Source organism: Hornefia butyriciproducens (assembly GCF_009695915.1).
In the GTDB taxonomy this organism is placed as follows: Bacteria; Bacillota; Clostridia; order Peptostreptococcales; family Anaerovoracaceae; genus Aminicella; species Aminicella butyriciproducens.
The window spans coordinates 194178-208513 of record NZ_VUMZ01000002.1 but is presented as its reverse complement, the minus strand read 5'-3'; the positions used below and the strand labels follow the sequence as shown (position 1 = coordinate 208513).

The 14336-nt window shown below is 50.4% G+C and carries 13 protein-coding genes; 1 reads left to right on the top strand and 12 read right to left on the bottom strand.

Annotated features, from left to right (window positions below):
• Positions 1-117: 117 nt before the first annotated feature.
• The 5 genes from FYJ64_RS03325 to FYJ64_RS03305 all read right to left on the bottom strand — a co-directional run bounded on the left by FYJ64_RS03325 (position 118) and on the right by FYJ64_RS03305 (position 6336).
• Positions 118-2250 carry an alpha-amylase family protein gene (locus FYJ64_RS03325; protein ID WP_154573832.1) on the bottom strand — a complete coding sequence of 711 codons (2133 nt, stop codon included), beginning with the start codon at positions 2248-2250 and terminating at the stop codon, positions 118-120.
• Positions 2247-3233 (bottom strand): carbohydrate kinase family protein, encoded by a 987-nt coding sequence (locus FYJ64_RS03320; RefSeq protein ID WP_154573831.1) that lies wholly within the window; start codon positions 3231-3233, stop codon positions 2247-2249. Before FYJ64_RS03320 ends, FYJ64_RS03325 begins: the two co-directional genes overlap by 4 nt.
• Positions 3234-3477: 244 nt before the next feature.
• Complete coding sequence (locus tag FYJ64_RS03315) at positions 3478-4557, bottom strand: M42 family metallopeptidase (protein ID WP_154573830.1); 1080 nt, start codon at positions 4555-4557, stop codon at positions 3478-3480.
• 180 nt (positions 4558-4737) lie between these two features.
• A complete protein-coding gene (locus tag FYJ64_RS03310) occupies positions 4738-5385 on the bottom strand; it encodes a Na+/H+ antiporter NhaC family protein (protein WP_154573829.1) in 648 nt (215 codons plus the stop codon).
• A gap of 66 nt (positions 5386-5451) precedes the next feature.
• Positions 5452-6336 (bottom strand): LysR family transcriptional regulator, encoded by an 885-nt coding sequence (locus FYJ64_RS03305; RefSeq protein WP_154573828.1) that lies wholly within the window; start codon positions 6334-6336, stop codon positions 5452-5454.
• Between the two features lie 335 nt (positions 6337-6671).
• Here FYJ64_RS03305 and FYJ64_RS03300 point away from each other — a divergent pair, with 335 nt between their 5' ends.
• Positions 6672-7061, top strand: a complete 390-nt coding sequence (locus FYJ64_RS03300) for a hypothetical protein (protein WP_321040465.1) — start codon at positions 6672-6674, stop codon at positions 7059-7061.
• A gap of 39 nt (positions 7062-7100) precedes the next feature.
• On the opposite strand, the gene FYJ64_RS03295 is transcribed toward FYJ64_RS03300, so the two are convergent.
• The 7 genes from FYJ64_RS03295 to FYJ64_RS03265 form a co-directional block, all read right to left on the bottom strand.
• Positions 7101-8429, bottom strand: a complete 1329-nt coding sequence (locus FYJ64_RS03295; protein WP_206045523.1) for a sensor histidine kinase — start codon at positions 8427-8429, stop codon at positions 7101-7103.
• A 1-nt stretch (position 8430) separates the two neighbouring features.
• Complete coding sequence (locus tag FYJ64_RS03290; RefSeq protein WP_154573826.1) at positions 8431-9135, bottom strand: LytR/AlgR family response regulator transcription factor; 705 nt, start codon at positions 9133-9135, stop codon at positions 8431-8433.
• 21 nt (positions 9136-9156) lie between these two features.
• Positions 9157-9564, bottom strand: coding sequence for a hypothetical protein (locus FYJ64_RS03285; protein WP_154573825.1), 408 nt, complete (start codon positions 9562-9564; stop codon positions 9157-9159).
• Between the two features lie 1368 nt (positions 9565-10932).
• Entirely contained in the window at positions 10933-11490 is a 558-nt protein-coding gene (locus FYJ64_RS03280; protein WP_206045522.1) for a PIN domain-containing protein, read from the bottom strand.
• A 71-nt stretch (positions 11491-11561) separates the two neighbouring features.
• A complete protein-coding gene (locus FYJ64_RS03275; RefSeq protein ID WP_154573823.1) occupies positions 11562-12392 on the bottom strand; it encodes a VanZ family protein in 831 nt (276 codons plus the stop codon).
• On the bottom strand, positions 12389-13573 hold the full coding sequence (locus tag FYJ64_RS03270) for a hypothetical protein (RefSeq protein ID WP_154573822.1): 1185 nt from the start codon (positions 13571-13573) through the stop codon (positions 12389-12391). Before FYJ64_RS03270 ends, FYJ64_RS03275 begins: the two co-directional genes overlap by 4 nt.
• Positions 13574-13856: 283 nt before the next feature.
• The gene (locus tag FYJ64_RS03265) at positions 13857-14219 is read right to left on the bottom strand and encodes a hypothetical protein (RefSeq protein WP_154573821.1); all 363 of its coding nucleotides are present in this window, start codon (positions 14217-14219) and stop codon (positions 13857-13859) included.
• Between the last annotated feature and the right edge of the window lie 117 nt (positions 14220-14336).

Here is a 14336-nt window from a genome sequence, read left to right as displayed (position 1 = left end):
GCAGGCGATGGGACAAAACAGCAAGCAGGCGGCGAGGACGACCGCGGCATAGCGCAACAGCATAGGCCGACAGCGTGAACGACCGCAGCACAACATGACAGACGGCCGCATTCCGCCTCAGGCCTCCGAATTATATTTATGAAGCAGCCATCTGAAATCATGACACCGTATATGAATCTGACCGGGTCTTACAACCCAATCCGACTTCATAATATCCGGATCTGTCACCGTACCATAAGGATCCGCCGTCGAAATCCCGACGAATGTGGCACCGTCGGCGGCGACACCGGTCTTGGTAACCTCAGCGGTGCCGGCGGCGGCATCTGTCGCGTGGGCCATGCCAGAATCGCCGACGGAAGCACCGGTCGCGGCAGCCTCAGCATCACCGGACAGGGCAGCTTCGAGGATGCCGGTGGGGATCTGCATCAGATCCAGTAAGGGTTCGTCAGCGTCCAGCCAGATGTCCTGATCGTCATCGCCGAAGTTGAACAGCGCAATGAGCTTCTGTCCCCGGTGGTAACGGCCGATGCCAAGAACATGGTCGCTGCCGGTATTAATAATCCAGCAGTCGGCGGCAGAGTCGAATACAGGGAGGGCTGCACGGATGCCGATCAGTTTCTGAAGGGACAGGAAGATCCGGCCTTCACGGGTGGAGGGGTCACTACGCAGAGCCGCATCCTCCCAATGAAAACGGCCCCTATGGATATACCGGGAGTCGTCTCGGCGAAGGGGATCGTCATGATAGGTATAATCATTGGTCTGACCGATTTCGTCGCCGCTGTATAAGACCGGAACCCCGCTTTGTGTCAGAAGAAACGCGTGCAGCATAATGTCTCGGCGAACTGTCCAGTCGAGTTTTTCTTTGTCGCCCTCATATTCTGCCGCCTCAATGCCGCAGAGGGAAGCTGTTGTTCCGCAGAGACGCGCGTCGCCGCGGAGCTGATCGTCATTATAAAGCTCTCCGCGGGAGGGACTGCCCGGCCATTTGCCTGTCAGAAAATCGTTCAGGAATTTTTTGTGGGCTGTCTGTTCCGTACCAAACTGCGCCAGAAAGTCATAATCCAGGCCCCAGCCGATATCGTCGTGGCTGCGAAGATAATTCAGGAAGGTGAATTCCCGGGGCAGACCGTATACAATGCTCAGCTGGTGCTCCAGAAGCCGGACATCCTTTGTCGCCACAGTGTGCCAGGTCGTCGCCATCGTCGTGACATTATAGAGCATATCACACTCCGGTTTTTCGACTGTGCCGAAATAAGGCATCACCTTGCCGGGCTCCATCACCACCTCGCCCAGCAGCAGCGTTCCGGGACAGACCACTCCCGCCGCCAGACGCAGGAGCCGTACCAGACTGTGGACCTCGGGCTGGTTGCGGCAGTCAGTGCCGCGGCGTTTCCAGATATAGGGCACTGCATCCAGGCGAACGATATCCACTCCGTGATTACAAAGATTGAGCATGGCTGCGGTCATATCATTGAACACCGTCGGGTTGGCGTAGTTCAGATCCCACTGATAAGGATAGAACATCGTCATAACCACTTTTCCGGCCTCACTGCACCAGGTGAAATTCCCTGGAGCCGTCGTCGGGAAGACATCCGGAATATATGGCTCAAACTGATTGGGAATATCCCATCCGTCAAAAAAGAAATAGCGTGCCTGAGCGTCCGGATCCCCAGCCTTGGCTTTCTTTGCCCACTCGTGCTCATCGCTGGTATGATTCATCACAAAATCAAGACAGACGGCGATGCCTTTTTTGTGGCAGTCCCGCGTCAGGCGAGCCAGATCCTTCATGCTCCCCAGCCGGGGGTCCACCTCCGTAAAGTCCGAAACCGCATATCCTCCGTCGCTCTTACCCTCCGGGCTTTTCAGAAGCGGCATCAGATGGATATAATTCACCCCGCATTCCTCGATATATGGCAGATGCTCCCGGACACCCTCAAGAATTCCGGCAAAGCTGTCAACATAGAGGCACATCCCGAGCGTCCGTCCGCTTTTGTACCAGCCTGATCCTGCTCTCTGCTCATCCCATTTGTGCAGAGCGGCGCTCCGTTCTGCGTACATCCGGCGGAGCATTTCAGTGAAATAGGAAAACGCCTGCTCATCATTGTGATACAGCTCACAGTAGAGCCACTTCATCTCATCATAACAGGCGGCAAGGCGTTCCCGAAAAATCCGCTCCCGGCGCTCCGCGGCAGATTCGCGTCTGCGGGCGGACGTATTCTTTTCCGAAGTGTTCTTTGTTTTCCTGCTCATTTTCTACCCTCAACGCTTCCGCAAAGCTCCTCCACCTCTTCACGGGTCGGCATTACCCGAAGTGCTCCCCTGCGCGTCGTCACAACAGATGCAGCTGCATTGGCGAATACAAGCATGCTCCGCAGGTCTCCGACGGACAGGTCATCCAGTCCGTGCTCCAGAACAAAGTCAAGTACACAGGCGCCAAAGGTATCCCCTGCGCCGGTGGTTTCAATCGTGTTCTCATTCAAGAAAGCGGGAACCCTGAAACGAAAGCCTTTGTAGCTCGCAAGGCTCCCTTCCGGTCCCATGGAGAGGCAGATCAGACGGATTCCCGGATAATCCCTCTGCAGAATATCCAGACCGGCGTCGAAGTCCTCCTCGCCCGTGAACCACCGGATTTCATTGTCCGCAATTTTCAGGACATCACAATGCTCCAGGCCATAGGCAGTCTGACGTCTGGCCTCCTCCTCGCTCTCCCAGAGAGGCGGTCGGAGATTTGGATCGAAGGACCTGATGCAGCCGGATTCCTCCGCAACATGAACAGCTTCCCGCGTTGCACTGCGCACCGGCTCATCCGTCAGAGATAGAGTGCCAAAGTGAAAAATCCTCGCTCGCCGGATTCTGTCAATGTCCACTTCCTCAGGTAACAAAGACATATCCGCACCGGGTTTCCGATAGAATGAGAAGTCGCGATCACCGTCAGGAAGTTTTTCCACAAACGCAAGTGTGGTGTGATTTTCCGAGTCCTTCCTCAGTCCTCCGATGTCGATGCCCTGCTCGACCACAGCCTTTGTCAGCTGCCGGCCAAAAATATCGTCCCCCACCTTGCCGATAAAGGCAACCTTCCGGCCCAGCCTGGTCAGCATCGACAGGACATTGCAGGGCGCACCGCCCGGATTCGCCTCATAAGTCGGATTCCCCTGACCTGAAAACCCGCATTCTGTAAAGTCGATGAGCAGCTCGCCCAGAGCCGTCACGTCAAGATCTTTCTTTAAATTCATCACATACTCCGTTCCATCGCCAGATCAGCGTCTGCCGCACATTCCTCCCATTGTCCCGCACGCCGGATCCCAGCGGCCGGACACGTTGTATCTAGTTTATTATAGCACACTCCGCAATGGTTGGGACAGAAAATTCAGGCGAACGCAGGGCACGGGGAACCATCCCATCTTCGCCGAACCGCCGAGGCGGCAGACGCAGATGTCAGACCGCCACGCGACCGCATGCGACCCGACGACTTCCGTCCTATAATTTGTATTCCTGCACGAAAGCCTCCAGCAGATCTGCCGTCTGTATCAGGTCGGAGAGTTTTACGGTTCCAACCGGCGTGTGCATATAGCGCTGCGGAATACTGATTCCGCCGGCCAATACGCTTTTGCCAGCGAAGGCTGCGGACCAGGCGTCGGTTCCTCCGCCGGTCATTACTTCTCTCTGAAACGGAATACCGTGCTTTTTCGCGACTTCAATGATAGAGTTTGTCAGACGGCGCGGCACATTGTTTCCTGTCATTCCCAGTGCACCGTCCCAGTCATAATATTTGACCGCGGGACCCTTCCCCATCATCACCGAAAGCTGCCGCTCCTCGATTCCCGGCACGCCGCCGGTCAGCGTCACGTCCACCGCCAAATACAAATCCGGGGCAAACTCGTTTACCAGCGGCCCGCCGGAACGCATACCGACCTCCTCCTGCGTGGAGCCGGCCACAATCAGCGTATACTCCGGCGTCCTGTCCCGGAACCTCCGCAAAAGCTCCACCAGAACCGCCAGCCCGGAACGGTCATCCACCGACTTCCCAGTGTAATAATCCCCGCCGTTCAGCATATATCCCTGCCGTGCAAAGGTCATATAGCACCCGATCTCAACGCCCAGCGCGCGAGTTTCCTCCGCACTTTCTGTACCGAAATCAACATACAGTTCATCGATCGGAACCACCTTCTGATGATCCTCCTCCGTCATGATATGCGCCGGTTTCGACCCTGTCACGCCGTACACCGCGGCTCCGCTGTCTGTGATCACCACCATGTCCTGGCAGACCGCACACCGGTCGTCGTGATAGCCCACCGGCAGGAACCGCCCCATGCCGTTGGGTTCAATATAATTGATAATGAACCCGATCTCGTCCATATGTGCCGACAAAACAATCCGTTTGTCTTTGTTCCTGCCATACTTAATGAAAATCTGATTGCCGAGGGCGTTTTCTTTGTAGTCGTCGTAAAGACCCTCCATCTCCTTCCGCAGCACCGCGGCCACGGCTGTCTCGTCTCCGGAAACGCCGTATGCGTTGTCCAGGTGTGATAACGTATCCAACAAAATTTTGTTCACCATGATTATCCTCCCGCTGCATTAATCCGTGCTCAGCTGCCGAATATGCTTGAAACATCAATAATGCAAAGAGCATATTCGGCAGCCTGCCGGCGCACCCTTCCATTGGATGGTGCGCCGCAACACCGCTGACAAATTGACGTCAGCGCCCATTAAGTCCGACGGGGACTTAATGAGCAGACTCTACATTACAAAACCCGTGATGAGATAAAGCACCGCAGTTGCCGCTGCACTCATCCCTGCGTACGGCAGGGACGCAAACATCAGATCGATGGATTTGATTCCGCTGCCCTGCGCACACATAATCACACCGTCGCCGTAAAGGCAGGTATTGCTGCCGAAACACGCTCCCGAAAAGACCGCTGACGACGCTAGAATCGGATCCACTCCCATCGCATTGGCCAGAGGAATGACAATCGGCAGAATAATTGCAGCAAGATCCCAGAAGCATCCGGTAGCATACGCATAGACGCCGCAGACCAGGAATACCACCATTGGAAGGAACGCACCCTTCATCACAGGTTTTGTGACCTCGATAACAAAATTAGCCAGCCCCAGATCGACATTCACCTGCTGTACCGCAAAGGCCAGGAACGTGAGGATCATCACAAAGGTCATACTGACGATGCCATCGTAGCAGGCCTCCAAAAGCTCCCGGAAGGACATCTTCCGCTGAATCAGATACAGCACAAAGGCTGTGATGACGCCGGCCGTCGATCCGACCAGCACCTCTGTTCCCGCTGCCAGCGTCGCGGCGATCATGACCGCAAGCGGAATCAGGAAATTCCAGGGGCGAGGTCTGTCGTCTTCACCGGGCTCCGCTCTCCACATCGTCGCAGCATCAGTTCTTGCCGAAGTTTTCGCATGCCGCCAGTGTCCATACGGGCCGGCAGAAAACTATCGGGGCTGCAGCATGTTTGCAAACCGGCGGGCGGCGATCTTCGCGGTATCACGCCGGGTCAGAAGGACAACATGGCGAATCGGGATTTGTTCTTCAAGGCTAACCCGGGAGAGATGACCGCTGCGGATTGCGGCTTTTGTCATCTGCTCCGGCAGGAAACCGAGCCCCAGACCGTGCTCCACCAGCGACAAAACCTGATCTGACGAGGCCACCTCCATATCCGGACGGAAAATCAGTCCTTGTTCCAGAAACAGCTGCCTGTAAAACTCGAAGGTCATAGTCCCTTTCCCGTGTGAAATCAAAGGGTAATCCTCCAGATCCGCCAGACGGCGACATGCTTTTGCAGTGCGGCGAAACGCACCGCCGGCCACCAGCGTTTCCTGAAACTTCAACAGCCGTTTCACTTCGATGCCTTCCGCATCCGCTACCGGCGTGGTCACAACCGCAAAATCAATCTTCCCCTGGCGCAGCTGCTCCCGCGCCTGCGAAGTAGAATAGTTATGAATGTGAAGACGGATTCCCGGGTACGTTTCGTGGAACTCCTTCAGTTTTTCCGTCAGATAGAGGACCATCGCGTTTTCACTGGCGCCGATAGTCAGATAGCCGCGCTGCAGATTCAGCGTTTCTGCCAGAACACCTTCCCCCCGCGACAAAGCCTCTACCGCCGTTTCAACATACGGAAAAAGCTCAGCCCCTTCCTTTGTCAGCGATGCGCCCCGATTAGAACGACAGAGAAGCTCGCATCCGAGTTCCTCCTCAAGGCGGTTCATCGTCCGGGTAACATTCGGCTGACTGCTGTTCAGCGCTTCCGCGGCCTTAGTGAAGCTGCCACATTTGACAACAAAGTAAAATACCCGATAATGTTCATAGTTGACGTCCATATTCGCCTCCTGGCTCGCCCGGTTCAGCAGATTCACAACCGCCGGCTCCGGATCGGCATCTCGTCCGCCGGTTGAGGCATCTCATCCGCCGATCGCGGCTTCTCGACTCGCCGCGCTGACGAAACCCCGCCGATTGCCGGCTCCGGCGAAAGTTCATATCAAATTGATATATCTATTATCATAACAATTGATTTTACAGATATCAAGTTTTTCCATATAATGAATGAAGATAATGATACTTTGCGACACCTCGGGTGTATTCTGCCGGCAGATCCGCGCTCAGTCCGAACCGCAGTGCGGGGATTCTGATTTTCAGAGAAAGGAGCTGTATTGCAATGGTAATGAATTTGTTAGAGGCATTGATGATTATCTGTTTCGGGCTTTCATGGCCGATTTCGATTTACCGTTCCTATGTCTCGCGAACTGCGAAAGGAAAAAGTCTGTTTTTCGAGGTCTTCCTCTGGATCGGCTATGTTTTCGGCATCACACGCAAGATTCTGCAACTGAATGCAGGAGACAATATCAATGCCCTGTTTTATCTGGGACTGGTCTTCTATATCCTTAATATTATTGAAATAACTATCGATATGGGGCTCTACTTCAGAAACAGCCGTCTGGACCGGATCCGCGATGCGGCTCTCGAGACGGAGCTCGTAAAGGGGGAAGTCGCTGAAGACATCCTCAGCAGCATATCTGAAAACGAGGATTACGAGAGCGCAAAATAAACATTGGTAGCCTTGCGGCGCGATCCGCGGATTTGCCGCTCAGGTTTTGCCAGCGATCAGGACTCGGGCGACAAATTCCCGGCCCTCCCTGTCGTAGGTCACATCTCCGTCGTATCTTGCCACGGCGGCGTTTACATTGCTGATTCCGTGGCCGTGGGTACGTCGGTCGCCTTTGGATGTCGAGCGGACGCTCTGGCTCACATTGACGTTATCCCGGATTTCGTTTCGGACCTCGATGATGCTCCTGTTTTCGTCTGTCACAAAATACACCTCGACGGAGTCGAAACCGTTGTTCTTTGTATATTCTACCGCATTCTCCAGAAGATTCGCCAGAATGACGCATAAATCATAATCCGAGGTGAAATAAGGATCGCACAGGCGGCCGTGGCAGCGCAGCCGAACCCCACTGTTGTAAGCGGCCAGCGATTTCTCGAAAATAATCACGTCCGCAATCTTGTTCCCGGAACGGAAAATCGGCAGACCGTTCAGCTCCGGTCGTTCCCGGAACTGGGACAGGTAATCCAGCAGCTTATCGTTGTCGCGCTGCTCTGCCAGCCCGCTGATCACCTCCAGATGGTGCCGCATGTCGTGGCGGTACCGGCGATATTCGTTTTCGCGCTTTTCCAGAGCGGCCAGATAGGTATTATAGGAATCGACGTACTGATTGAGGCTCGCCTGCTCGTAGGACACTCTGCGCCGGGCGGAATCCACCAGGATGATAGCGAGACTGAAGGCAGCAATCATGATAAATCCGAGGACAAAAAGCTGCAGAAGACGCCCGCCGCCCTCCGTCGTGTTTTCCGCGGCTACCGTTACAACATATGTGAAGAACAGAGACACCGCTGTGATGCAGATTACCGACAGACGGCCAATGTAAATTCTCCAGTTTTTCTGACTCTGGAAGAATACAATCAGAAGCAGTGCCAGCGTCGCGACCAGCGCCAGAACAAAATTCGTGGACTGCGAATACTCCAGTAATGCCTTACGCCCGGTCAGGTTCAGCAGGAACAGCACAATCACGTCCAGAAACGACTGAAGGGAGTAGCACAGGCAGAACGCCAGAACACGATCCGGCAGCCTGCATCTCAGAAAACAAAACGCGAACAGGATTGCGAAGCCGGTGCTCAGAATTACCGCATTGTCCGCGACACTGAACGGAAGACTTCCGGCGAGCGCAGATTTTCCGGCCGCTCCCTTCCCGGCATCGAACAGCACGCTGGCGACGCCTGCCGCCACAAAGGCGAGTACAGCGGCGCCTGCGGGCGCAAGGATTCTGTTCCTGTTGCGCACAAAATCTCCCCGGTAGAAGATAATCAGCAGCAGCGTATATTCCGCCAGTGAAAGAAACTGCGTCATCACCTGCACCATATCAGCACCCCCATCTCTTCCTGAAACTCGACGCACAGTAGCCGGCATAGGCCCGCTTCACCGAGGTCAGCATTCTCTTCGATACCGGAAGTACGATATTATTGTCCATTGTGATCTCCTTCCAGGGTCTGGAATACCTCTGCACATGCTGAAGATTGATGATGTATGATTTGTGACACTGCACAAAGAGCCGGGGATCCAGCCGGGAAACGAGTTCCTTCAGCGACCCGGTTTCCAGTTCACTTTCTCCCGTAGAGTAATAGACGCGGTGATATCCCCGTTCTGCCTGAAAATACACGATATTGTCATCATCATTCAGCAACTGGAGCGTCGATGCAAGACGGGCAAAAAATGCCTCCTCATCCACAGGCTTTGTAATAAATCCGCATACGTTCCTGCCGTAAGCCTCCGGACCGAGCTCGCCGTGGCTGGTGACGAAGAGAATCAGCGTGCTGCTGCGATGAAGCTGCAGATATTCCATCAGATCTATGCCGGACATCCCGGTCTCCATTTCGATATCCAGCAACAGAAGATCCGGATTTCCCGGAGACATAGCCGCCTGTTCCAACAGTTCTGCGGCGCTGGTGAAAAACTGAATTCTGAACTGTCTCTTTGTACGAGACGCATACATCCGGCACAGATCAGCAAGCTCGCTGCGCGCAGCCGCATCATCGTCACATATTCCGATATTAACAAGATCCTTCATTCAATCCTTGTCCCTTCACGATTACGAAAACGTCTTTTTCCTGTTCACCTTCCTTTTACACTCCGGGTTTTCCCGCACCTGAAACACTGCCGGCCGACTCTTTCCGTTCCGCGTCTGCCTCATAATAATTCTCCCACGCCTAACGCCAACGCCGCCGGACAGAAGTATAGACCGCCGCACACTCAACATATAATTCATGATAGCATCCCCCCTTTGCATGTCAAGATTTTTCCTCTCACGATCACAAAAGATTTTTCTACCGCTGCCATGATATCTTTCCCCTCTCGCGACCGTGAAAGATACATCTCCTGCAGCCGCAATATATTTTCCTCTCATAACAGCGAAATATTCGCCCGTTAAATCAAAAAAACGCCCGTTAAATAAATATGAACTGTTTTTTTCCCTTTCGCAATAGTATGATATTGCCATGGGATAGATTTTAGTTTACTTTGACACGAAAGGGGTTTCGTTGACAGAAAGGGGGTTTTCCCATGGAATTACAAAGCTGGTGGGACTGGTGGCGCAGAATATTGAAATAACCGGCAGACACTGCAATTTGCAATTATCGAATCGGGCGCTGTAACAACTCACAGTCCTCTCCTCAGCAATAAGCCCGTAAACAGACGAAGCGACCGCTGCTTGCCCAGGCATGCGGCCGCTTTCTTTTTTATCGGAAAACACGCTGCCAAGCAATAGACACGGTAACAACGACCTCTGCGGCAGAGCGAGAAGGTCAGCCCTCGAGACTCCTGGGCAAATCGAACGGACGGCGAACACGACAGCGGACGGAAAGCATACAACAGAAGAAATCGCCGCATCTGCGGCGATTTCTTCTGATTGAGTTATTGAGTTTATTATTGAGAAAGAATGTTGAAAAGAATGTTTAGTTGTGTTGTGTCATTTCCTTTTGACGGTTCTAAGTATACTCACGGAATGTGACGATCAGCGGTGGATATTTCGTCGTTTCTGAGAACTTTTGTGAAGGAATCGTCACATTCAGGGTACAAAAATACCAAAACACAGTATCAGGTATACGGAAGGACGCGATTGACAGCAGCATCTGTCTTCTGTCAGGCAGCTGCGCCGACGACAGCCGGATCTCCGTCTCATCCGAAACCATTAATTTTATGTCCGACTTCTATTGTTATGTGTTTATCGGAGTCATCCGGCAGGATATCTCCACGCGATTCAGTTCAGACCCCGAAGAGATTCTCGCAGGCTGCCAGATTATGATGGAAAGTTCTATACAGAAATCACTTATGAAATTTGCAGCCGCAGGAAAATAATCTCCCCGCCCGCCGAAGGTCTTCGGGATTCACACTCCCGTCTCTGTGTGCATTATTTTTTCTTTCCTTTGTACTCCGAAACGCATATAAGGTAAAACTGACCTTCCGGGACAACGATTCTCACGCTATTGAAAACGGGGATCAGATCACAGTTTCATGGCCGGAGTCAAGCGCCGCAGCATACTTTGAAGGATACAACAAAACAATTCCGCTGAAGGCGAAGACGAACAGCAGCGAAATCGCAGTCGGATTCACCGGATACGGGCGATACGACCGATATGGTCCGATGGATTTCCGTCCTTTTACTGAGTGTCTCGGCTCTGTCCTTTGTTTGGTATCGGCAAAGAAAGAACAATTGATTAATGCGTGCTCAGGCAGTGTTCAGGCAATGTTCATAAGACGGTAAAATGGATGCTGAACACGCTGCCGACAGATTTACAAACAGAAACCTCTCCAACATCCCGGAATGTCGGAGAGGTTTCTTTGTATTCACTGTTTGCGGATGGCTTTGTTATTTTCCCTTCTTGCCCGCCAACATCGGGCGGATTGATTTGTAGATCACGCCGGCGTCCTCCGAACCGTATTTTTTGACCAGCGCGTTATTGATGCCCTGCTTGGTTTTGTATTTGCTGATCAGTTCCATGATCCGGTCCGCTTCATCTCTGGTTTCCGCCGGCAGAAGCTCTTTCAGTTTCTCACGCATGTGCTTCATCTGAACGCCGTTCAGATCCGCACTGCGCATGACCCGCGCGCCGCGCTTTTCCCAGAAGTCGATGGCGTAATCAAAGCCTGTATCGTTGCTGACGATGCAGTACTCAGCGTTCTCATTACGGGCAATCATATATCCCAGCCAAGTCACAAGCTGGAAATCCAACGCGTTCTTCCCGCCCGTCTTAATCGGCAGGTATTCCTTTTTCGCTCTGGAGCCCTCCAGCTTCCGGTGAACGCCGATGGAGATCGTGCTCCGCTTCTCCGAGTAAAACAGTTTAATCTCGTCCTTCTCCGTCAGGTTTTCAATTCCGTTGAAGCCTCCGTTGGACACATTTTCAAAATCGATCAGATAAATCATCATATCCCTCCTATATTTCGGGTTCATGAACCCATATTGCTTTTCTGAAATTCCGGCTGCCCTCCGGCCGCTCAGTGAACGCTGAGCAGCATTGAGACGATCGTATAAACGCCTCCCGCGACAGCGACAACGGCGCCCGGCGCCGCCAGATAATCTTTGTTATATCGCCCGGCCAGCAGCAGAGCCCCTCCGAGCAGTAACAGTGTCACGATTTCCGGATAATGCACCCCGCTCATCGCGTAAACGCCGTCACTGTTATTCGACCAGGCAGAGAGCCCAAGGTGCCGGAACACCAGATCACCCAGGCACCAGCCCCGCAGAGTGACTCCCCAGCACAGCGCGATGAAGTCCACCAGAACCGAGGCGGTTCCCAGCCCGACCGGCCGTTTCTTTCTGTTACAAAACAGTGCCGGCAGTATTCTGTAAACCACATATCCGAGCATGCACCCGAGGAAATTGGCAATCACATCATCAATGTCTGCCAGTCTCCCCGCGAAAATCATCTGTGTTACCTCAACTCCGACGGGAATGAGCACTGCCGCGGTCAGTATGTTCCGCCATGAGTTCATTCTGCGGAAAATCGCCGGAAGCAATATCCCCATCGGAAGAAAGAGCAGAACATTAAAGAAAATCATCGTGAGACTTTCATTTGTAAAAGGCGTCAGATTGAAGGAAAAATCCGGGTCGAATCGCCAGCTTTCCGGGAAGACAAGACCTGTTATAATCCCCGCCGACAAAATATAAACGAGGAAGATGAACTCCTTCAGATACAGCAGGTGAGCTGAAATCATTTTTCTGTTACCTGAAACCGCGAGAATCGCCAGGAACAAAATATACGCTGCTGTGGCGGGAACCAGAGCCTTCGCGACAAGGGCATAGCCGCTGATAACATATGTCATCATTCATACCACCTTTTCCTTAAAACCAAATAATACTCTATGCCTACCGGAAGTAGAACAATAGAAAGAAACCTGCTGATGCCAGAAGTAATCACTTCAAAATGTGCATAAAACAGTATTAAGTTCAGTATAATAGCCAACCCTGCAATAAAAGAAAATACAGCGGTTACGCACACGAACTGTTTCCATCTTACATCCACACGGGATTTAATCCGATTTACAGTACCCCTAATCAAGCTCCCTGAGAAGATGACAAAGCTAAGTAATGCTGCAAAGAACAACGCTTTTGACGCTTTATAATTCCATCCAAGCATGCTTTTATTTTCAAGCGGGATTCGCGGTACATTATACCGAAATCCTGTTTCTTTAACAATTCTCTTAATTGCCTGTACCGATTCTATATACTGTTCTTTTGAGTTATATTTTATGCACCCTTCGCATTTAATTGACATCAGTATTTTTTTGTACATAAGAGAATCTTTTCTCCCTGGAGATATTACCGGTAAAACAATATATTCATCCAAATTCATTTTATGTCCTAAAAAAGAAATCTTTTTACTTTTTTTTAGAATCCCACTTACTTTAAATCGTATTTTTTCCGTCGCATAATATGCAGTAAATTCTTCTCCAATCCTAAATTTATGTTCATACGCATTTCCAACCAACACTGGGATTGTCATATCACTACTATATTTTTTATCCGCAGGCATTTTCCCGGTTACTAGGTCAGATTTTTCAACGCCTTTTATTTTAAAAAACAAACGATCACACTGAATTGACTTTAACGGGGTTATGAATTCTCCCTTTATTTTTTGATTCCTGCTTCTCTCATCATTACCACTGATAAAGTTTCGACTCAGCTTAAATCGCCCTTCATATTCAAGATCCTGATTCGATACTTCCATATATGTGATATGCTTAATATTCTTGATCTTACGATAGGTCTTCATTAATATTTTCATCGAATCCGGATCATTCATAAAATCCCCAAAATTACTTTCCTCCCCATCATAATCGTCTGTTAATGAATATTCACCGGCATTCTCATAATACACAACCTTACTGTTGTAATTTTTTATACGTTTCATCTCAATGTAATTTGACAATGTCATCAACAAAAACATTGCTGATACATTTGTTAAAAAAACAAGTATAATTAATAAAATGCCTGTTTTTTTTACCATAACAAAACCTTATCTCCAAAAAACACAATCCTCACGTAACCGTATATTGCTTATTGCATTATAGCATCAAAACCAAAAAAATTGTATATGTAAGAGAGGCACATGCATTGGAATATACTTTCTGTATTCTACCATATAACTTTAAATATAATATTGTTTCTTGCCTGATTAAATTCATACGCAAGCAAGAAACAATATAGTCCAAGAATACAAATACTGTCAAGAGGTTATCAACATCTCACTATTTTTAAGAATTATTTAGTAAAATAATTATAATATTTTCCTATTTCGAAAAACCATAAAAAATGCTACTACCAACTGCCGCACCTGTTAAATCACAGTCATTGTAATCCCAACCTGTTTCCACAGAGACTTTTCCTGTACCCCATTTTCTACCAGAAGACTTAACAGAATCACCTAAGAAGTAAAGTTTCACATTTGCATAGTGCTTATATGTTGATGTAACGTATCCTTTTGCATAGCCTTTATAATACCCATATTTCCAATGTTTATGTTTTTTTGCATCTTCTTTTGAAATAACTCTTGTAACAGTTTTATGGCCTGAAGAGGAAACCCGATGATCCATCGCAAATGTAGGTACTCCCATAATAAAAAAAAAACTAAGACAAACTACAATACAAACCATCTTATAAGAATATAATTTTTTTAAATTTCAAATTTATGATACTATATATTTTTTTATCGTCAACTCTTTCCTTCCCGTCGTTTGGTCGGATTCCACAGCTGCCGCTTCGGTCTTAAA